This is a genomic window from Betaproteobacteria bacterium, assembly GCA_016709965.1.
Lineage (GTDB): Bacteria > Pseudomonadota > Gammaproteobacteria > Burkholderiales > Rhodocyclaceae > Azonexus > Azonexus amarohabitans.
In genome coordinates this window covers 993,005-1,012,441 of sequence record JADJLT010000001.1, presented here as the reverse complement: position 1 = coordinate 1,012,441, position 19,437 = coordinate 993,005, and the positions used below count along the sequence as shown (strand labels likewise).

20 protein-coding genes are annotated in these 19,437 nt (G+C 56.6%); 18 read left to right on the top strand and 2 right to left on the bottom strand.

Features of this window, described 5'->3' with window-relative positions:
- Positions 1-57: 57 nt before the first annotated feature.
- Positions 58-510 (bottom strand): 6-carboxytetrahydropterin synthase QueD, encoded by a 453-nt coding sequence (queD, locus tag IPJ12_05055; protein ID MBK7646538.1) that lies wholly within the window; start codon positions 508-510, stop codon positions 58-60.
- 44 nt (positions 511-554) lie between these two features.
- On the opposite strand from queD, the gene IPJ12_05050 reads away from it, so the two are divergent.
- On the top strand, positions 555-1,391 hold the full coding sequence (locus IPJ12_05050; GenBank protein ID MBK7646537.1) for a radical SAM protein: 837 nt from the start codon (positions 555-557) through the stop codon (positions 1,389-1,391).
- A 38-nt stretch (positions 1,392-1,429) separates the two neighbouring features.
- Here the strand turns inward: IPJ12_05050 and IPJ12_05045 are convergent, their stop codons facing one another.
- Positions 1,430-1,735 (bottom strand): transcriptional regulator, encoded by a 306-nt coding sequence (locus IPJ12_05045; protein MBK7646536.1) that lies wholly within the window; start codon positions 1,733-1,735, stop codon positions 1,430-1,432.
- A 267-nt stretch (positions 1,736-2,002) separates the two neighbouring features.
- Here IPJ12_05045 and IPJ12_05040 point away from each other — a divergent pair, with 267 nt between their 5' ends.
- The 17 genes from IPJ12_05040 (at position 2,003) to folC (ending at position 19,437) form a co-directional block, all read left to right on the top strand.
- The gene (locus IPJ12_05040) at positions 2,003-2,455 is read left to right on the top strand and encodes a CBS domain-containing protein (GenBank protein ID MBK7646535.1); all 453 of its coding nucleotides are present in this window, start codon (positions 2,003-2,005) and stop codon (positions 2,453-2,455) included.
- A gap of 190 nt (positions 2,456-2,645) precedes the next feature.
- Entirely contained in the window at positions 2,646-3,746 is a 1,101-nt protein-coding gene (gene aroC, locus IPJ12_05035) for a chorismate synthase (GenBank protein ID MBK7646534.1), read from the top strand.
- Between the two features lie 54 nt (positions 3,747-3,800).
- Positions 3,801-4,067: a YdcH family protein gene (locus IPJ12_05030; GenBank protein MBK7646533.1), complete on the top strand. Its 267-nt coding sequence runs from the start codon at positions 3,801-3,803 to the stop codon at positions 4,065-4,067.
- Between the two features lie 41 nt (positions 4,068-4,108).
- On the top strand, positions 4,109-5,263 hold the full coding sequence (locus tag IPJ12_05025; GenBank protein ID MBK7646532.1) for an MFS transporter: 1,155 nt from the start codon (positions 4,109-4,111) through the stop codon (positions 5,261-5,263).
- 63 nt (positions 5,264-5,326) lie between these two features.
- Positions 5,327-6,733, top strand: coding sequence for a 3-isopropylmalate dehydratase large subunit (gene leuC / locus IPJ12_05020; protein ID MBK7646531.1), 1,407 nt, complete (start codon positions 5,327-5,329; stop codon positions 6,731-6,733).
- A gap of 15 nt (positions 6,734-6,748) precedes the next feature.
- A complete protein-coding gene (locus IPJ12_05015; protein MBK7646530.1) occupies positions 6,749-6,964 on the top strand; it encodes an entericidin EcnAB in 216 nt (71 codons plus the stop codon).
- Positions 6,965-7,603 (top strand): 3-isopropylmalate dehydratase small subunit, encoded by a 639-nt coding sequence (gene leuD, locus IPJ12_05010; GenBank protein MBK7646529.1) that lies wholly within the window; start codon positions 6,965-6,967, stop codon positions 7,601-7,603.
- Between the two features lie 12 nt (positions 7,604-7,615).
- Positions 7,616-8,668: a 3-isopropylmalate dehydrogenase gene (gene leuB, locus IPJ12_05005; GenBank protein ID MBK7646528.1), complete on the top strand. Its 1,053-nt coding sequence runs from the start codon at positions 7,616-7,618 to the stop codon at positions 8,666-8,668.
- 33 nt (positions 8,669-8,701) lie between these two features.
- The gene (gene asd, locus IPJ12_05000; GenBank protein MBK7646527.1) at positions 8,702-9,835 is read left to right on the top strand and encodes an aspartate-semialdehyde dehydrogenase; all 1,134 of its coding nucleotides are present in this window, start codon (positions 8,702-8,704) and stop codon (positions 9,833-9,835) included.
- Positions 9,836-10,740: 905 nt separating this feature from the next.
- Positions 10,741-13,122 (top strand): hypothetical protein, encoded by a 2,382-nt coding sequence (locus tag IPJ12_04995; GenBank protein MBK7646526.1) that lies wholly within the window; start codon positions 10,741-10,743, stop codon positions 13,120-13,122.
- Positions 13,123-13,184: 62 nt separating this feature from the next.
- Positions 13,185-13,778, top strand: coding sequence for a hypothetical protein (locus tag IPJ12_04990; protein MBK7646525.1), 594 nt, complete (start codon positions 13,185-13,187; stop codon positions 13,776-13,778).
- Entirely contained in the window at positions 13,775-14,563 is a 789-nt protein-coding gene (truA, locus tag IPJ12_04985) for a tRNA pseudouridine(38-40) synthase TruA (protein MBK7646524.1), read from the top strand. Before IPJ12_04990 ends, truA begins: the two co-directional genes overlap by 4 nt.
- Positions 14,564-14,645: 82 nt before the next feature.
- Positions 14,646-15,272 carry a phosphoribosylanthranilate isomerase gene (locus IPJ12_04980; GenBank protein MBK7646523.1) on the top strand — a complete coding sequence of 209 codons (627 nt, stop codon included), beginning with the start codon at positions 14,646-14,648 and terminating at the stop codon, positions 15,270-15,272.
- Positions 15,259-16,458 carry a tryptophan synthase subunit beta gene (trpB, locus tag IPJ12_04975; protein MBK7646522.1) on the top strand — a complete coding sequence of 400 codons (1,200 nt, stop codon included), beginning with the start codon at positions 15,259-15,261 and terminating at the stop codon, positions 16,456-16,458. Before IPJ12_04980 ends, trpB begins: the two co-directional genes overlap by 14 nt.
- Positions 16,458-17,264, top strand: a complete 807-nt coding sequence (locus tag IPJ12_04970) for a tryptophan synthase subunit alpha (GenBank protein MBK7646521.1) — start codon at positions 16,458-16,460, stop codon at positions 17,262-17,264. Before trpB ends, IPJ12_04970 begins: the two co-directional genes overlap by 1 nt.
- Positions 17,261-18,130 (top strand): acetyl-CoA carboxylase carboxyltransferase subunit beta, encoded by an 870-nt coding sequence (locus IPJ12_04965; GenBank protein MBK7646520.1) that lies wholly within the window; start codon positions 17,261-17,263, stop codon positions 18,128-18,130. Before IPJ12_04970 ends, IPJ12_04965 begins: the two co-directional genes overlap by 4 nt.
- Entirely contained in the window at positions 18,127-19,437 is a 1,311-nt protein-coding gene (folC, locus tag IPJ12_04960; GenBank protein MBK7646519.1) for a bifunctional tetrahydrofolate synthase/dihydrofolate synthase, read from the top strand. Before IPJ12_04965 ends, folC begins: the two co-directional genes overlap by 4 nt.

Here is a 19,437-nt window from a genome sequence, read left to right as displayed (position 1 = left end):
TGTCTTTTTTATGCGACCACTGTATGGTCTGCAGTATAGGGGGAGAAGTTTTTCCGCTCAATCGGGCTTGGTGCGTCTTGCATCTGCCCAGCAGTTGGGCGTTTCGTACAGACGGACCTGCTCAAGTTGCAGATGGTTGCCGTAAGTGTCGCGATACACTGCATCGAGACGTTCAAATGCGATACGCGCCAGATTTTCTGCGGTTGGTACGCAATTGAGGAGCACCGTCTTGTGGTCGGGAAGTGTTTTCAGAAAGTCGACGATGGCCGTATCGCCGGCATAGGCTAGAAAGGCGTGGTCCCATGCATCAACGAGGTGGGCGTTGGCGAGTTCCTTGACCTGTGAAAAATCCATGACCATGCCGTTGGCCGCATCGCCGGCTTTGTCGATGACGTTGCCCGACAGCGTGATTTCGATGGCATAGCGGTGCCCGTGCATGTGGCGGCACTGGCTTTTATGGTCGGGGATGCGGTGCCCGGCATCGAATTCGAGACGGCGGGTGATCAACATGAGTGTTTTGCTCGACAAGATGGTCGCGGATTATACAATGCGCCATGCTTACAACTGATGATCACCGCCGGGATAGTGCCGGTCTAGTCTACGTTTACCCGGTGATATCGCGACGCGCCGGTGGCGTGTCCATCGGTATCAATCTCAATCCAAACAATGCATGCAACTGGGCGTGCGTTTATTGCCAGGTCGAAAACCTGACGCGTGGCGGGCCGCCACCGATTAGTCTTGATACGCTGGAAAGGGAGCTGGCGGGCTTTCTAGAAGAGGCGTTGCACGGCGATTTCATGCGCCGTGATGTGCCGCCGGAGGCGCGGCGATTGATGGATGTGGCTTTTTCCGGCAACGGTGAGCCGACCAGTGCGCCGGAATTTGCTGACGCAGTTGCTTGTTTGGCGGCGGTGCTGGAGCGCTTCAATCAAAAAGGCAAGCTGATGGTACGCCTGATTACCAATGGCAGCTTGATGCATCGGCCAGAAGTTCAGTTGGGTATCGAGCGCTTGGCAGAACTCGGTGGCGAGGTTTGGTTCAAGATTGATCGGGCTGAGGCTGCTGAAGTGGTCGAGATTAACGGTGTCCCCGGTCAACCGGAAAAAATGGCCAAAAATCTAAAAATTTGTGCCACCTTGGCGCCAACCTGGGTGCAAACCTGCTGGTTTGCACTGGATGGTGTAGCGCCATCGGCGACGTCCAGATCGGCGTATTGCAATCTGCTTCGTCCGCTGGCCGGCGAGCTTGCCGGTGTGCATTTATATGGGTTGGCTCGACCTTCAATGCAGCCCGCAGCAATCAGGCTGAGCGCGCTATCTGCTCAATCTCTGGCCGATTTCGCCGAGCAGATCAAAAAAGAAACGGGCATTCGGGTCGTTGTCTCCCCGTAATGCCCGTTGTTGCCGTCGGCGCCCCTGTCGGGGAACGATCAAGCTGCCTTTTTTGCGTGGCTACGCGCCGATTTCTTCAGTGACTTGTACAGTTCTGGTTCCTGAGCCTTGAGGTAGTCGATGACGTCCATGTCCTCACGCTTGATGTTCTTGATATCGACTTGCTCGACGTGCACCAGACGCAGCAGTTCGCGGACAGGCTTGGGCATGTTGCGACCGCTTTCGTAGCGTGAGCCGCCGCTCTGGGTGACGCCCAGGGTGGACCAGAATTGTTGCTGGTTAAGGCCGAGCTTGCGACGAATCTCGCGGGCGTCGATCTTCTCGATGGTTTTAACAGTAGTCATGATCCAATCTCCATACGCTAGTGTAATAGGATTACCCAAGCATCCTAGCGATGTATGCCTTAGGTTATATATCGAAGTGTATAGGCTGTTATGACATTGCGCAAGTGTCAATGACGTTAAATTTATCAAATACGAGTAATTTTTTGTATTTTCTCTGGCTACGTTATTAGACCCTGCGCGCGGCGAGAGGTGCCTTTGTTCTTTCGGAATTTCAGAGGATGTTCTAAGATCGTCGAGATCAACCAAAATCAATGTGGGGAGTTTGTAATGCAGGTGCGGGAAATTCTTCGGGTCAAAGGCGGGACGCTGTTCACTGCTACACCGCAACAGTCACTGGCCTTGGCGATCGACACCATGGCAGATCTCGATGTCGGTTCATTGGTGGTGATGGACGGTGGCAAGATGGTTGGCATGCTGACTTTCCGCGAAGTGCTGCAGGCGCTCAAGGGCAAGGCGGTGGCTGGGGATGGTCTGAAGGTGGGCGATGTCATGCTCACCAATCCGGTGACCGCGTTTCCGGATATGGAGGCGAACGAGTTACGCCGCTTGATGATCGAAAAGCGCTCGCGTTACCTCCCCGTGCTCGAAAACGATACCCTGATGGGCGTCATTTCCTTTCTCGATGTCGCCAAGGCAGTCCTTGAAGAACAAGGGTTCGAGAACAAGATGCTGAAGAGTTACATCAAGAACTGGCCGGGCGAACCGCAGGCTGGTGTCTGATCAACAAAAAGGCAGCTTTGGCTGCCTTTTTGTTGTCCGGTGTCAGCGCTTTCCGTGATCACAGCGCTTGCTTCTTCGCTAATGCTTCCGGGTTGGTGGCAGGGTGTGTATTTGTGCTTGTTGACGGTAGCGGACGGGGCTTTTGCTTGGCGTGGTAAACTCTCCCGTTCCCTATTCGATCACTGCTTCCATGTCCGGCAATACTTTTGGCACCTTGTTTACTGTTACTTCCTTTGGTGAATCTCATGGCCCGGCCATCGGCTGCGTAGTCGATGGGTGCCCACCAGGCTTGAGTCTTTGCGAAGCGGATATCCAGGCGGAGCTGGATCGCCGTAAGCCGGGCACCTCGCGCCATGTGACCCAGCGTCGTGAACCGGATACCGTTGAGATTCTTTCCGGTGTTTTCGAAGGCAAGACGACCGGTACCCCGATTGGCTTGTTGATTCGCAATCAGGATCAGCGCAGCAAGGACTACGGCAATATTGCTGACACTTTCCGACCCGGTCACGCCGACTACACTTATACCCAGAAATACGGTTTCCGCGATTACCGCGGCGGTGGCCGCTCATCGGCTCGCGAAACGGCGGTTCGGGTGGCGGCTGGTGCGATTGCCCGCAAGTGGCTGAACGAGCGCTACGGCATCACGATTTGCGGCTGGATGAGCGCTCTTGGGCCAATTGATATTCCATTTGTTTCGGCTGACGACATCCGCGAGAACGCGTTTTTCGCGCCAAATGCGGCCCTTGTTCCTGAGTTGGAAGCCTACATGGACAGTCTGCGCAAGTCGCTGGATTCGGTAGGGGCCAAAATTACCGTGACCGCCAGCGGCGTGCCTCCGGGGTGGGGAGAGCCTGTTTACGACCGCCTTGATGCCGAAATTGCCTATGCCATGATGGGCATCAATGCCGTCAAGGGCGTCGAAATTGGCGCGGGTTTCGATTCCGTGGCGCAGCGTGGCAGCGAGCACGGTGATGAAATGACGCCGCAGGGTTTTGCCACCAATCATGCGGGTGGCGTGCTGGGCGGCATTTCGACCGGGCAGGATATTATTGTGAACATGGCGATCAAGCCAACCTCGTCAATTGCCCAGCCGCGTCGTTCAATCGATCGTTACGGAAATGCCATTGAGGTGGCCACTGAAGGACGCCATGATCCCTGCGTCGGGATTCGGGCGACGCCAATTGCCGAGGCAATGCTGGCCTTGGTGTTGATCGATCACGCCTTGCGCCACCGTGCGCAGTGTGGTGATGTCGTATGCCATACACCACGTATTCCAGGAAAAATCGCGTAAAATCTTTAGCTTTTTTACCGCTCGCAGAGCGGCGTTGTTGTCAAAGGGGGAAGTATGCAAGTCGATCATCACGATCTCCATCACGAATTTCCGGAATTCAATGACGCGATTCACGCGCTGAAAACGGGCAATGCACATTTTGCCAAGCTGTTTGCCAGTTATCACCGTCTGACCGGCAAGGTTGAAGATCTGGAAGAGAACGATATGCCGGTGGGGGATTTTACCATCGAAGACATGAAGAAGCAGCGGGTCAAATTGAAAGACGAGCTGTATCACATGTTGCTGGCCTTCCGCGCGGGCCAGGAAGCTGCCCGGGCCTGATCAGGCCCTCGCCCGTGCGATGCATCCGGTAGAATTGCCGGATGCATGCTTTGCCTTATTGGCGCCTCTCGGGCTATTACTTTTTCTATTTCGCCTTTATTGGCGCCTTCTCGCCCTATTTTGGGCTCTATCTCCAATCCCTGAATTTTTCTGCCTGGGACATCGGTTTGCTGATGTCGCAGATGCAGTTGATGCGCCTTTTTGGCCCCAATCTCTGGGGATGGCTGGCTGATCGATTTGGTCGTCGTCTGGCGATCATTCGGCTGGCAGCCGCGATTGGCCTGGCTGGGTTTACCGCCTTTTTCTGGCTCGATAAGTTACCCGCCATGTTGATTGCGATGGCGGTGCTCGCCTTCTTCTGGAGCGCAGCTTTGCCTCTGGTAGAGACGCTGACTTTCGATCATCTGCGCGAAGAGCGTGGGCGCTACAGCCGCATTCGCTTGTGGGGATCGATAGGGTTCATCGTCGCCGTCATGGCCACCGGTGCCTTGCTGGATATTGCGCCGCCGGTTGGCGTGCTCTGGGTTTGCTGGACGATCCTGGCCGGCATTCTGCTGTATGCGCTGACCCTGCCTGAAGCGCCGCCCGTCAAGCATGCGACCGACGGTGATTCAATCGGCGAGATTCTGCGCCAGCCGAAGGTCATTGCGCTTATGGCGGCCTGTTTTGCCATGTCTGCAGCGCATGGTGCGTTCTATGTGTTTTATTCGATTCATCTCAATGCGCATGGATACTCGAAGACCGAGGTCGGATTGCTCTGGTCGCTTGGTGTGGTCGCTGAAATCGTGGTTTTCATGTTCATGGCGAAACTGTCGCGGCGATTTTCGCTGCGCACGATCCTGCTTGTCAGTTTCGCGGCGGCGGTTGTCCGGTTTTTGATGATGGGCTGGGGGGTCGAGTCAGCGGCCATCATGATTGTTGTTCAGGTGCTGCACGGTCTGACTTTTGGTGCCTACCACGCAGCGTCCATCGCAGCGGTCAATCAATGGTTTCCTGGTCGAGCGCAGGGGCGAGGGCAGGCCTTGTATTCCAGTTTGTCGTTTGGGGCAGGTGGCTTGCTCGGTGCGCTGATCAGTGGCCGGACTTGGGAGTGGCTGGGGGCCGGCTGGACGTTTACCTTGAGTTCTGTGTTCGCACTGGCTGGCTTTTTATTGGTCTGGGGCTGGGTAAATGCAAATGCTACGGTCGACCGGTAAAACCGGGCAAAAACCAAAGATCCTGTGCAATAATTCATCGCTTTACGGCCCACATTACGCACTATGTCGAAGACCCTTTACGACAAGCTTTGGGAGAACCACGTCGTTCATCAGGAAGCTGATGGAACGGCCCTTCTCTACATTGATCGCCACCTTGTTCATGAAGTCACCAGTCCTCAGGCTTTTGAAGGCCTGAAGCTGGCTGGCCGCAAGCCTTGGCGCATTTCGTCCATCGTTGCAACGGCGGATCACAATACGCCGACCGATCACTGGGACGAAGGGATCAAGGATCCCGTGTCTCGTCAGCAGGTTCAAACGCTGGATGACAACATCCGCGAAGTCGGCGCGCTGGCCTACTTTCCTTTCAAGGATGCAAGGCAAGGCATTGTCCATGTCGTCGGTCCGGAAAACGGCGCAACGCTTCCCGGTATGACCGTCGTCTGCGGCGATTCGCATACCTCGACGCACGGTGCGTTCGCCTGCCTGGCGCACGGCATCGGCACCTCGGAAGTTGAACACGTGCTGGCGACCCAGTGCCTGCTGCAAAAGAAGTCCAAGACCATGCTGATTGCCGTTGACGGCAAACTCGGCAAAGGTGTAACTGCCAAGGATGTAGCGCTGGCCATTATCGGCACCATCGGTACGGCGGGCGGCAATGGTTATGCCATCGAGTTCGGCGGCAGCGCCATTCGTGGCCTGAGCATGGAAGGTCGCATGACCCTGTGCAACATGGCCATCGAAGGCGGTGCGCGCATGGGCTTCGTCGCGGTCGACGACAAAACCATCGATTATTTGAAAGGTCGTCCCTTCTCGCCGAAGGGTGAGATTTGGGAAAACGCTGTCGCCTACTGGCGCACGTTGCATTCCGATGCTGGCGCGCAGTTTGATCGTGTCGTGACGCTGAAGGCGGAAGATATCCGGCCGCAAGTGACTTGGGGGACGTCGCCGGAAATGGTTGTCGCCATCGATGCCATTGTTCCCGATCCGGCCAAGCAGACCGATCCAGTCAAGCGCGAGGGCATGGAGCGTGCACTGCAATACATGGGGCTGAATCCGAATACGCCGATCAACCAGATTACTATCGACAAGGTGTTTATCGGTTCATGCACCAATTCGCGCATCGAGGATTTGCGCGAAGCTGCCTCGGTGCTCAAGGGGCGCCATGTCGCTGCCACTGTCAAGCTGGCGTTGGCCGTACCGGGGTCCGGTCTGGTCAAGCGTCAGGCAGAGGCCGAAGGTCTGGACAAGGTCTTCATCGCCGCCGGTTTCGAGTGGCGTGAGCCGGGCTGTTCAATGTGCTTGGCCATGAACGCCGATCGCCTGGAGCCGGGCGAGCGCTGCGCTTCGACCTCCAATCGCAATTTTGAAGGTCGCCAGGGACCTGGCGGGCGGACTCATCTGGTAAGTCCTGCCATGGCGGCGGCCGCGGCGATTGCCGGCCGCTTTGCCGATGTGCGCGACGTTCTGTAAGCGAGGATTGTCATCATGAAAAGCTTGTTTATCGTAGCCGTGGTATTTGGCTTGGCTGCATGCAATACCGCTGAAGGCGTCAAGAAGGATGTTGCCATCGGTGCAGAAAAGACTGGTGAGGCACTCCAGAAGGGTGGCGAAGCGGTCGGTGGTGCATTGCACAAGGGTGGTGAAGCAGTTGGCGGTGCGCTCAAAAAGAGCGGTGAAGCCGTCCAGAAGGCGGTGGAGTAAATGGAAAAATTCGTTCGTCTCGAAGGGGTGGTGGCACCCCTCGACCGTAATAACGTCGATACCGATGCAATCATCCCGAAGCAGTTTCTAAAATCCATCAAGCGTTCCGGCTTTGGCCCCAATGCCTTTGATGAATGGCGCTACATGGATATCGGCCAGCCTGGGCAGGATGCTACTGGTCGTCCGAAAAATCCGAATTTCGTGCTGAACCAGCCGCGCTATCAAGGGGCACAGGTTCTGTTGACGCGCGCTAATTTTGGTTGCGGCAGCTCGCGAGAGCACGCGCCTTGGGCGCTGCTCGACTTCGGGTTCAAGGCGATTATTGCCGAGTCGTTTGCCGATATTTTCTTCAACAACTGCTACAAGAACGGCATTGTTCCCATTGTGTTGCCGGCCGCCGAAGTTGAAGCCTTGTTCAAGCAAGTCGAAGCGACGCCTGGCTACACGCTGGTGGTCGACCTGCCGGCGCAAGCGGTGATTCGTCCTGACGGATATGGCATCCCTTTCGAGATTGATGCCTTTCGCAAGGAGTGCCTGATCAATGGCTGGGACGATATTGGCCTGACTTTGCGTCATGCCGAGAAAATTCGTGAGTTTGAAGAGAAACGTCGTATCAATCAGCCTTGGCTGTTTGCGTAACAAGGAAAGCATATGAAAATTTGTGTTCTGCCGGGTGACGGCATTGGTCCGGAAATTACCGCAGAAGCGGTTCGCGTGCTGAAGGCGCTCGATCTCAAATTCGAGATGGAAGAGGGGTTGCTGGGAGGCTGTGCAGTCGACGCCACTGATAATCCATATCCCGAAGCGACGCAGAAGCTGGCTCGTGCCGCTGATGCGATCCTGCTGGGGGCCGTCGGCGGTCCGCAATGGGACATGTTGCCGCGTGAGAAACGTCCGGAGCGCGGGCTGCTTGGCATTCGCAAGGATCTGAATCTGTTTGCCAATCTGCGTCCGGCCATTCTCTACCCTGAGCTGGCCAATGCGTCGACGCTGAAGCCGGAAGTGGTTGCCGGTCTGGACATCCTGATTATTCGCGAATTGACGGGTGACATCTATTTCGGCCAGCCGCGCGGTATTCGTGAGGAAAATGGCGAGCGTGTCGGCTTTAACACCATGGTTTATAGCGAGTCGGAAATCCGCCGCATCGGTCACGTTGCCTTCCAGGCAGCCCAAAAGCGCGACAAGCGCTTGTGTTCGGTCGACAAGATGAATGTGCTGGAATGTACCCAGCTTTGGCGCGACGTGATGATTGAGATCAGCAAGGATTACCCGGACGTTGAACTCAGCCACATGCTGGTTGATAACGCCGCCATGCAGCTGGTCAAGGCACCGAAGCAATTTGACGTCATGGTGACCGGCAACATGTTTGGCGACATTCTGTCTGACGAGGCCTCAATGTTGACGGGGTCGATCGGCATGTTGCCGTCTGCCTCTCTCGACGAAAAGAGCAAGGGTCTCTATGAGCCATCGCATGGTTCGGCGCCGGATATCGCCGGCAAGGGCATTGCCAATCCGCTGGCAACGATTCTGTCGGCAGCGATGATGCTGCGCTACACTTTTGGCCTTGAAGAGCAGGCACTACGTGTCGAAACTGCGGTCAAAAAAGTACTGGCTCAAGGTTATCGGACCGGTGACATTTATGAGCGCGGGACGAATAAGGTTGGTACCAAGGAAATGGGCGACGCCGTGCTGGCAGCCCTATAAAAAATAAAGAGACTTTTCACGGAGAGTGATGACATGAAGAAAGTTGGTCTGGTTGGTTGGCGCGGTATGGTCGGTTCGGTCCTCATGCAACGCATGGTGGAAGAGGGCGATTTTGCCCACATTGATCCAGTGTATTTCTCCACATCGGCTGCTGGTGGCAAAGCACCGGTTCTCGGCGGGAAGGAGGCTTCTCTGCCGTTGCAGGATGCATCCAATATCGACGCACTGAAAGCTTGTGAAATCATCATTACCTGCCAAGGCGGCGACTACACCAAGGAAGTCTTTCCCAAGCTGCGAACTGCAGGCTGGAATGGTCACTGGATCGATGCCGCCTCGGCACTGCGCATGGCCGACGATGCGGTGATCGTTCTCGATCCGGTCAATATGAACGTCATCAAGGACTCTTTGGCCAAGGGTGGCAAGAACTGGATCGGCGGAAACTGTACGGTTTCGTTGATGCTCATGGGTCTTGGCGGCTTGTTCCAGAACGACTTGATCGAATGGGCCACTTCGATGACCTATCAGGCGGCATCCGGTGCCGGCGCGCAGAACATGCGTGAATTGATCTCCCAGATGGGCGCTATTCATTCTTCCGTGGCTGACCTCCTGGCCGATCCTGCATCCGCCATTCTTGACATCGATCGGAAGGTTGCCGAAACGATCCGTTCGGACGCGTTCCCGAAAAAGAATTTCCGCAACACACCGCTCGCCGGTTCTTTGATTCCGTGGATCGATGTGCCGGTTGAAGGCGGTCAGTCCAAGGAAGAATGGAAGGGCGGGGCCGAGTGCAACAAGATTCTTGGTCGCCCCGCATTCCGTTCGGCTGGATCAATTCCTATTGACGGTTTGTGCGTGCGTATCGGCGCCATGCGCTGTCACAGTCAGGCGCTGACCATCAAATTGAAAAAGGATGTCCCGCTAGATGAAATCAGCGACATGCTCGCCAAGGCCAACCCGTGGGCTAAGGTGGTGCCGAACGAGCGTGAAATTTCGGAGCGTGAACTGACCCCTGCTGCCGTAACCGGAACGCTGACCGTACCAGTCGGTCGCCTGCACAAGATGGCGATGGGGCCGGAATACCTTGCGGCCTTCACCTGTGGCGACCAATTGCTATGGGGGGCCGCCGAGCCGCTACGCCGTATGTTGCGTATTCTGCTCGATGCGTGATTAAGCTGTTTTTCGCAAAAAACCGGGGAAAACCCCCGGTTTTTTTATTTGTTGGAGATTTGCAAAATCCTGGGTGTGAGAAGAGGGTTTAGCTTGCATTGCTAAGTTCATGATGTTAATTTGAAACTCCCAAAATTGACGCTCAGGGTTTCGCCGTGAACGAAACTAAAAATTCCAAGTTCAAGAAACGTGCTGCAACGCTTGCGGTCGCTTCTTGTTTATCTCTCGCTCCTTGGGTTGCCGATGCAGCTGGCCTGGGGAAACTCACCGTCTTGTCCGGCCTTGGGCAGCCTTTGCGAGCGGAGCTCGATATTGGCGCAGCCAAGGACGAGGTTGCGGGAATGACAGCCCGTCTCGCACCGCAGGATGTGTTCAAACAGGCGGGAGTTGATTTTGCCTCTGTCCTGCTGGATCTTCGCTTCGCTGTCGAAAAGCGTCCGAATGGCCAGTCGGTAGTCAAAGTTACCTCTGCCAAGCCAATCAACGAGCCATTCCTTGATTTTCTGGTGGAGCTGAATTGGCCGGCCGGTCGCCTGGTTCGCGAATATACATTCCTGCTGGATCCGCCAGAAATAGCCGCTACCCAGTCATCCCGGCCTGTTGCCGAAGCGCGTATTGTCGATACCGTGCGTGGTGGAGGCAGCGGTGGCGAGTATACGCCTGCTCCGGTCAAGGCAACGCCTCGCTCGGTTCCTGTGCCAAAAGCTACGGCAGAGCCAAAACCGAAACCGGATATCTCCGCCGGTCGTCTCGTCAGACAAGGCGAGACTCTGCGCAAAATTGCTGCAGAAAATCAATACGATGGTGTTTCGCTAGAGCAAATGTTGGTGGGTTTGTTCCAGAATAATCCGGATGCTTTTATTGCAAAGAATGTAAATCGCCTGAAGGCTGGTGCCATTCTTAATATGCCGGAAAAATCAACGGTCGAGGCGATCTCGCCGGCTGAGGCAAGAAAAGTTTATGTGACGCAGTCCAGCGACTGGAAGGCTTATCGGCAAAAGCTGGCTGCCGCTACTGCCAAGGCGCCAGTAAAGGACGACGCGGGTTCCGCACAGTCTGCTGCGGGTAAGATCACGGCCAAGGTTGAAGAAAAGGTCGCGCCAGCTGAGCAGGGCAAGGATCAGGTCAAGGTTGCGCGGGCTGATGCTGGCGCCAAGGGTGGTGCTGCGGGCAGGGCGTCTGAGATTGCCGACCAGGTAGCCAAGGACAAGGCGCTCAAGGACGCACAGGATCGCCTGTTAACCTTGGAAAAGAACGTCAATGAGCTTCAGAAGCTCCTTGAGTTGAAAAATCAGAAACTCGCTGAACTTCAGCAGCCGCCCGCCAAGAAGGAAGAGCCCAAGATAGCGGAGGCGGTGAAGCCGGTCGAGCCACCAAAGCCCGTTGACGCGGTCAAGCCCGCGGAGCCAACTGTTGTTGAGCCCCCGAAAGCCCCAGAAGCGCCGGTTGTCGCGCCAAAGCCCGCAGAGGTCAAGGCGCCTGATGCGCCGAAGCCCGAAAGCCCGAAAGTGGTGGCACCACCACCACCACCGCCGCTCGAGGAGCCAGGTGTCGTGGATTCACTGCTGCAGGACCCGCTGCCTGTCGCTGGCGGTGCAGGTATTCTCGCCTTGTTGGCTGGTTATTTTCTGATCAAGCGCCGTCGAAGCCAGAACGCGTCGGTCGAAACGACAGCACTGCCGGTACCGTCCAGTCTGGGGCCGAATTCGGTATTCCGCATGACGGGTGGCCAGAGTATCGATACAGGCAATATCGCACCAATGACGGGTGAATTCAGTCAGACCGGGCCGGGAACGATCGATACCGATGAAGTTGACCCGGTTGCCGAGGCAGATGTCTATATGGCTTATGGTCGCGATACCCAAGCGGAAGAAATTCTTCTTGAGGCGTTGCAGAAGGATCCGCAGCGCACCGCCATCCATGCCAAGTTGCTTGAAATTTATGCCAATCGCCGCAGTGTGAAACAGTTCGAAACACTGGCTGGCGAATTGTATGCTCAGACAGCAGGTGTTGGTCCGGATTGGGAAAAGGCGGTAGCGCTGGGTTTGACCCTCGATCCGAAAAATCCGCTGTATTCCGCGTCACAGGGTCAGGGTGCGCCTGCTGATGTGGTGGAAAGTGCGACAGATGATGCGCCAGGTATGGTCGCGGAGGCTCCGGCTCCTTCATCGGTTTCTGATGAAGCGTCGTCGATCTCCGGGCTCTCCAAAGAATTCGAGCGGGATACGATCATTCTTCCGACAAAAGCGGAGCCTCCTGTTGAGCAGGCAATTGAGGCAACTGCACCGCAGGGGCTTGATCTGGCTTCGGATGCAATGACGCTTGATTTTGATCTGGGTGCTGAAACCATCGCCCCTGATCTTGTCGATGAGCCTGAAGCAGTTGTTGTCGAAAAAGATGCCTACATTGATACCGTTGTTACGCCAGATGAAACCAATGCACTGGACTTCGATTTTGGTAGTGATGCAGCCCCGGTTGTTGCAGAGCCCTTGGTTGCAGAAAGTATGCCGAGGGATGGCCTTGATTTTGATCTGGCGGTTGCCGATAGTCCGCTGCTTGAAGAATCAACAGCACCATCTCCAGATTTTTCTCCGGCCGGAACGCTTGTTTTGCCATCATCGGGAGAGCATGACGAGGAAGGGGTAGATGTTGGTCTGAGTACATGGGTGGGCGGTGAAGGCGGCTTGGAGGGAGTGATCGATGAGCATGCTGCTTCGCCTGAGCCTGAGCCGGTCTTTGATCATGACTCGCCATTGACGAGCACTGTGGTCAATGAGTTGGCCGGAACCGATACGCTGGTCAGCACTAATGTTCTGAATTTTGGCGATGATGCCGATGACTCGAAACTGGCCGATACGGTGGTCAATGCCGGCGTCGTTGATACAGATTCGCTCGAATTTGATGTCAAATTGACTGATTCGATGTTTCTCGGTCAGCCAATGGGGACGCCGGAATTCGATATCGGATCAATCAATCTCGATTTGTCGGAGCCACCCTCGGCAGCTGGTTCCTTCGGCGAGCAGACCCTCGTTCATGCTGAGGTCCCTGCACTGGATGAGCCGTTGATGGCGTCTTTGCCAACTGAAGCGCCACCTGAGGTGGCAACTGAAGCGCCGGTTCGCAATGAGCAATGGGAAGAGGTCAATACCAAACTGGATCTGGCCAAGGCCTATGAAGAAATGGGTGACTTGGAGGGCGCACGCGAACTGCTTCAGGAAGTGGTTGGCGAAGGCCCGGTGGATCTGGTTGAGCAGGCACGCACGATTCTTGGTCGCATAGGCGAGTAGAATCACGAATCGTGATCGGCACATGGCCCCGCAAGGGGCTGTGTGCATTTTGGGGCCTCGGTTTGCATCCTTCTAGCGCATTGATTATCTGGCTCGCTGCTGTTCTCGGCATTCAGTTTGTTGGCTATGCGGGGATGGCTTTGCTATGCGTCGGCGTGCTATTGCAGACTCCTGCAGCGGCGAAGCGATGGCTGGCCTACACTCGGCGTGCCCGCTGGCTGTTACTGACCTTGTGGTTGATTCTTGCCTTTAACACGCCAGGAGAGGCGTTTCTTGATGCTGCTTGGGCACCCACCTACGAAGGGATTGCCGAGGCCAATCTGCAGGCGGTTCGCTTGCTGGCAATTCTTGCATGCCTGGCATGGGTTTTCGTTCGCCTCGGGCATGATGGGATGGTTGCCGGGTTGTGGGGGCTTTTGCAACCGTTGCGCATGGCGGGGCTGGATGTAGAACGGGTGGTTGTACGGCTGTCGCTGGTGCTGGAAAATCTGCAGACTTCACCGGCCAGGGGCGAGTGGAGAAAAATGTTGGCCGCAGAGCCTCCGGTTGCTGACGGGCGAGAATGCCTGCATTTGAGTTTGATGCCGTGGACTAGCCGGGACACACTGCGGGTTGTCGTCGCTTGTGCCGGATTAATGGGAGTCGTGCTGTTGTGAGGATTGCATTGGGGATCGAGTATTGCGGCACGGCCTTTCGTGGTTGGCAAAGTCAGGCGGGCGGCGGCACTGTGCAGGATGCGCTGGAGTCTGCGCTGAGGGAAATTGCAGGTTCCCCGGTCGGTGTGCTGTGCGCTGGGCGGACCGATGCGGGCGTGCATGCGACGCATCAGGTGGCGCATTTCGATGTGTCGATCGATCGCCCGCTGACGGCCTGGGTTCGCGGTGTCAATTCCCATTTGCCGGAAGGCGTTGCCGTGCGCTGGGCGCAACCGGTTGATGATGAGTTCCATGCCCGGTTTAGCGCGCGTGGGCGGCGGTATCGATACTTGCTGTTGAATCGTCCGCAGCGCCCGGGACTTTGGCATGGTCGCGTTGGTTGGTTTCATTGGCCGCTCGATTTGGCGGCCATGCAGGATGCCTGCAGTCGCCTGCATGGAGAGCATGATTTCTCGGCTTTTCGCGCGGCCCAATGTCAGGCCAAGTCGCCGATCAAGACCATGTCTTCCGCATCAGTGCGGCAGTGCGGGAATATGTTTATCTTTGATTTTGAGGCCAGCGCCTTCTTGCATCACATGGTGCGCAATTTGGTGGGGACACTGGTCGCCATTGGAAAAGGCAGTCATGCCGCGACATGGGTGGATGAACTGTTGCAAGCGAAGGACCGCAAGGAGGCGGCACCCACATTTTCTCCTGACGGTTTGTATTTTTGCGGGCCGGTGTACGAAAATCACTGGGGTTTGCCGGATCCCGAAGATGACTTTCTCGATGGATTGATGAAATGACGAGATCTGGACGATATCCTGCATCGTATGAAAATTTTGTTTTTGGCTGTTTTTTCCGGTTGACCGCAGAACATTTGAATTTATGAAAACCCGAATCAAGATTTGCGGGCTGACCCGCGAAGCGGATGTCGATGCTGCTGTAGCCGCTGGTGCCGACGCGATTGGCTTTGTTTTCTATCCGCCTAGCCCGCGTTATGTTGCGCCGCAGCGTGCGGCAGTGCTGGCCAGACGAATTCCACCCTTCGTTGATGTGGTCGGGCTGTTCGTTAATGAGTCTCCGGCGCTTGTCCGGGCAGCATGTGATGCGGTGCCGATCAATGTCCTGCAATTCCATGGTGACGAAGACGAGGCTTATTGCCGCCAGTTTTCAAGGCCTTATCTGCGGGCAGCACGGGTGAGGCCCGGTCTTGATCTGGTAGAATTCGCTGGCTCGTTTCTCGGTGCCCGGGGTTTGTTGCTGGATGCCTTCGTGGAGGGCTATGGCGGGGGTGGCCATGTTTTCGACTGGACGCTGATTCCGCCAAACCTGCCAGGATTTCTGGTGCTGTCAGGTGGCTTGACGGCGGACAATGTGGGTAACGCCATTGAACGTGTGCGGCCGGTTGCTGTTGATGTCTCTTCGGGGGTGGAAATGGGCAAGGGTATCAAGGATCACCAAAAAATCGCTGCCTTTGTGGCGGCTGTACGGAAAGCTGATGAGTCAATATAACTTCCCCGATGCCAAGGGCCATTTTGGTCCCTACGGTGGTGTCTTCGTGGCCGAGACGCTGTTTGGCGCGCTCGATGAACTGAAGGAAGCCTACGCTGCAGCGCAGGTTGATCCCGCATTCCGTGCCGAATATGAATACGAATTGAAGCATTTCGTCGGTCGCCCGTCGCCGGTCTACCACGCCAAGCGCTGGTCCGAAATGCTGGGTGGTGCGCAGATCTACCTGAAGCGTGAAGACCTGAACCATACCGGTGCCCACAAAGTGAATAACTGTATTGGTCAGGCCATGCTTGCCAAGCGCATGGGCAAGCCGCGCGTGATCGCCGAAACCGGCGCTGGCCAGCACGGTGTCGCTACCGCCACCGTTGCCGCCCGCTATGGGATGGAGTGTGTGGTTTACATGGGTAGCGAGGACGTCAGGCGCCAGGCGGCAAATGTCTATCGCATGAAGTTGCTGGGCGCCACTGTCGTGCCGGTGGAGTCAGGTTCCAAGACGCTGAAGGATGCGCTCAACGAAGCGATGCGTGACTGGGTCACCAACATCCACAATACGTTCTACATCATTGGCACGGTCGCCGGCCCGCACCCGTATCCGATGCTGGTTCGTGACTTCCAGAAGATTATCGGCGAGGAATGTTTGGTCCAGATGCCGGAAATGACCGGCCGCCAGCCGGATGCAGTCATTGCCTGCGTTGGCGGTGGTTCCAATGCCATGGGTATTTTTTACCCGTACATCAATGTTGAGGGCGTCCGCCTGATCGGCGTCGAAGCTGCGGGTGACGGCATGGAAACCGGTCGCCACTCAGCTTCTCTGACCGCTGGGGTCCCCGGTGTGCTGCACGGCAACCGCACCTATCTGCTGCAGGATGAAGACGGCCAGATCATCGAGACGCATTCGGTGTCGGCCGGCCTTGACTACCCGGGCGTCGGTCCGGAGCACGCCTGGCTGAAGGATTTGGGGCGTGCGGAATATCAGCCGGTGACCGACAGCGAAGCGCTGGCCGCCTTTCATACCTTGTGTCGCATTGAGGGCATCATTCCGGCGCTGGAGTCCAGCCACGCGCTTGCCTATGCGGCCAAGCTGGCGCCAACGCTGGCCAAGGACAAGATTTTGCTGGTCAACCTCTCTGGTCGTGGTGACAAGGACATGCATACCGTGGCCGAAAAATCCGGGATTGTCTTCTGATGTCGCGCATCAAGTCTGCTTTTGACCGCCTCAATGGCGAAGGCCGCAAGGCGCTGATCCCCTTCATTACGGCAGGTGATCCCGATGCCGCGTTGACCCTGCCGCTAATGCATACGTTGGTCGATGCAGGCGCCGATGTCATCGAACTGGGCGTACCGTTTTCCGACCCGATGGCCGATGGCCCGACCATTCAGCGTGCCTCCGAACGTGCCCTGGCCAAAGGCATGACGTTGCGCAAGGTGCTCCAGCTGGTTATTGAATTCCGTAAAACCGATCTCAGGACGCCGGTCGTTCTCATGGGCTACGCCAATCCGATTGAGGCGATGGGGCTGGAGAAATTCGCCATGGCTGCCGCTCAGGCAGGCGTTGATGGCGTGCTGGTAGTCGATTACCCGCCGGAAGAGGCAGCCAGTTTTGGCGCCGCCATGAAGGCCAATGGTATGGATCCCATTTTCCTGCTGGCGCCAACATCAACCGCGGCGCGTATCGCTCAGGTTGCAGAAATTGCCAGCGGCTACGTCTATTACGTGTCACTCGCCGGTGTCACCGGCTCCGGCGCGCTCAATGTTGATGCAGTGGCCGAGCGCCTGCCGCAGATTCGCGAAAAGACCGGCTTGCCGGTCGGGGTGGGGTTTGGTATCCGTGACGCGTCGACTGCGGCACGCATTGCTGGTATTGCCGACGCGGTTGTCGTTGGCAGCCGGATTATCGAAGAAATTGAAAAATCGACGGCGGAATCCGCCTGTGCCAATGTGAAAGCCTTGGTGGCAGATATTCGTCGTGGCGTGGATGAGGTGAAAAAATGAGCTGGTTGACCAAACTGCTGCCCCCCAAGATCAAGCGCGAACAAGGCCCTCAGCGCCGTGGAAGCCTGCCTGAGGGATTGTGGAGCAAATGCCCGTCCTGCGAGGCGGTGCTTTATGCGACTGACCTTGAAAACAACCTGCAGGTTTGTCCCAAGTGTGGGCACCATAATCGTCTGAACTCCCGACAGCGCCTTGATCTGCTGCTCGACGCAGAGGGGCGTTTCGAGATCGGTTCTGAAGTCGTTCCGGTCGACAGCCTCAAGTTCAAGGACTCCAAGCGCTACCCGGATCGCCTGATGGAAGCCAACGAGGCGACTGGCGAAACCGATTCACTGGTCGTGCTGCAGGGCGCCATCAAGAACATGCCGGTCGTTGCAGCTGCTTTTGAGTTTGAATTCATGGGCGGCTCGATGGGTTCGGTACTGGGCGAACGCTTTGTGCGCGGCGTACAGACCGCTGTTGAGCACAAAATGCCTTTTATCTGTATCACCGCCTCTGGTGGCGCTCGCATGCAGGAAGGCCTTTTTTCGCTGATGCAGATGGCCAAGACAACGGCGGCCTTGACCAAGCTCTCGGCAGCTGGCCAGCCTTTCATTTCCATTCTGACCGACCCGACGATGGGAGGCGTTTCGGCTTCATTTGCTTTCGTCGGGGATGTGGTGATTGCCGAGCCCAAGGCCTTGATTGGCTTTGCCGGTCCGCGCGTAATCGAACAAACCGTTCGTGAAACCTTGCCGGAAGGCTTCCAGCGTTCCGAGTTCATCATGGAAAAAGGGGCGATCGACATGATCGTCGATCGTCGCGAACTGCGCGACCAGGTAGCACGGGTTCTCGCTCTGTTGCAAAAATTGCCGGCAATCGCTTGAAGACGCTGGAAGATTGGCTGGCTCATCTCGAAGGCTTACACCCTAAAGGGCAAGCCGGTATCGAGCTGGGCCTTGACCGGATTCGCCTGGTTAAGAACGTGCTCGGGCAGACTCAACATTGCCCAGTTGTTATTGTCGGTGGCACCAATGGCAAAGGTTCGACCTGTGCCTATCTGGAAAATATCATCGACCGGGCCGGCTACAAGGTTGGCTGCTACACCTCGCCGCATCTCATGGCATATAACGAACGCGTTCGCTTGAACGGCGTATCTGCAGGCGATGAGGTCTTGTGTGCCGCTTTTGCCCGGGTCGAAGCGGCGCGGCAAAAAGCTGGCGACATTGCGCTCACCTATTTTGAGTTCGGCACGCTGGCGGCATGGGAGGTTTTTGCTGAAGCCGGTGTCGAGGCCGCGATTCTTGAGGTGGGCCTGGGCGGGCGGCTGGATGCAGTCAATGCCTACGAACCCGATGTCTCCATTGTGACCACGGTGGCGCTCGATCACACTGACTGGCTTGGTCCGGATCGCGACAGTATTGGTTTCGAGAAAGCGGGTATTTTCCGCGCTGACAAGCCGGCGCTGTGCGCTGACCCGAATCCACCGCAAACGCTGCTCGATCACGCCGCGGCAATCGGGGCCGACCTGCGCCTGATCGGTCGCGATTTTGGTTTCGAGCGGCCGAGTGCTGAAACCAATGAAAACCGCCTGCAATGGCGCTGGTGGTGTCGCTCCGGCCCGCAGGTAATCAAGCGCGCCTTGGCGTATCCAGGACTGCGTGGCCCGACCCAACTTTACAATGCCGCCGTCGCGCTGGCAGCTCTCGAAGTACTGGGAAACAAGTTGCCGGTGACCATGCAGGCGATACGCCCCGGGATGATAGAAACGGAGTTGCCAGGACGTTTCCAGGTGGTGCCGGGCAAGCCGGCTATCGTTCTTGATGTTGGTCACAATCCGCAAGCGATTCGGGTGCTGGCCGATAATCTGTCGAGCATGGGCTTTTTCGACAGGACTTTTGCTGTCGTCGGCATGTTGAACGACAAGGATATTGTTGGTGCGCTGGCGCCGCTGAAAGACAAAGTCGACTATTGGCATGTGGCGACGCTTGCTGGAATTCGTGGCACTTCGGCCGAAGATCTGGCCGGAATCATTCGCGATTCAGGGCTGGGGGGCGAGATCGTCAAACACGCTTCTCCTGCCGAGGCAATGCAAGCAGCCAAGGGACGGGCGGCTGAAAGTGATAGAATCTTGGCCTTTGGTTCCTTCTATACGGTAGCCGGTGCGCTTGAAGCGCTTCGGAAAAAGCCCTAG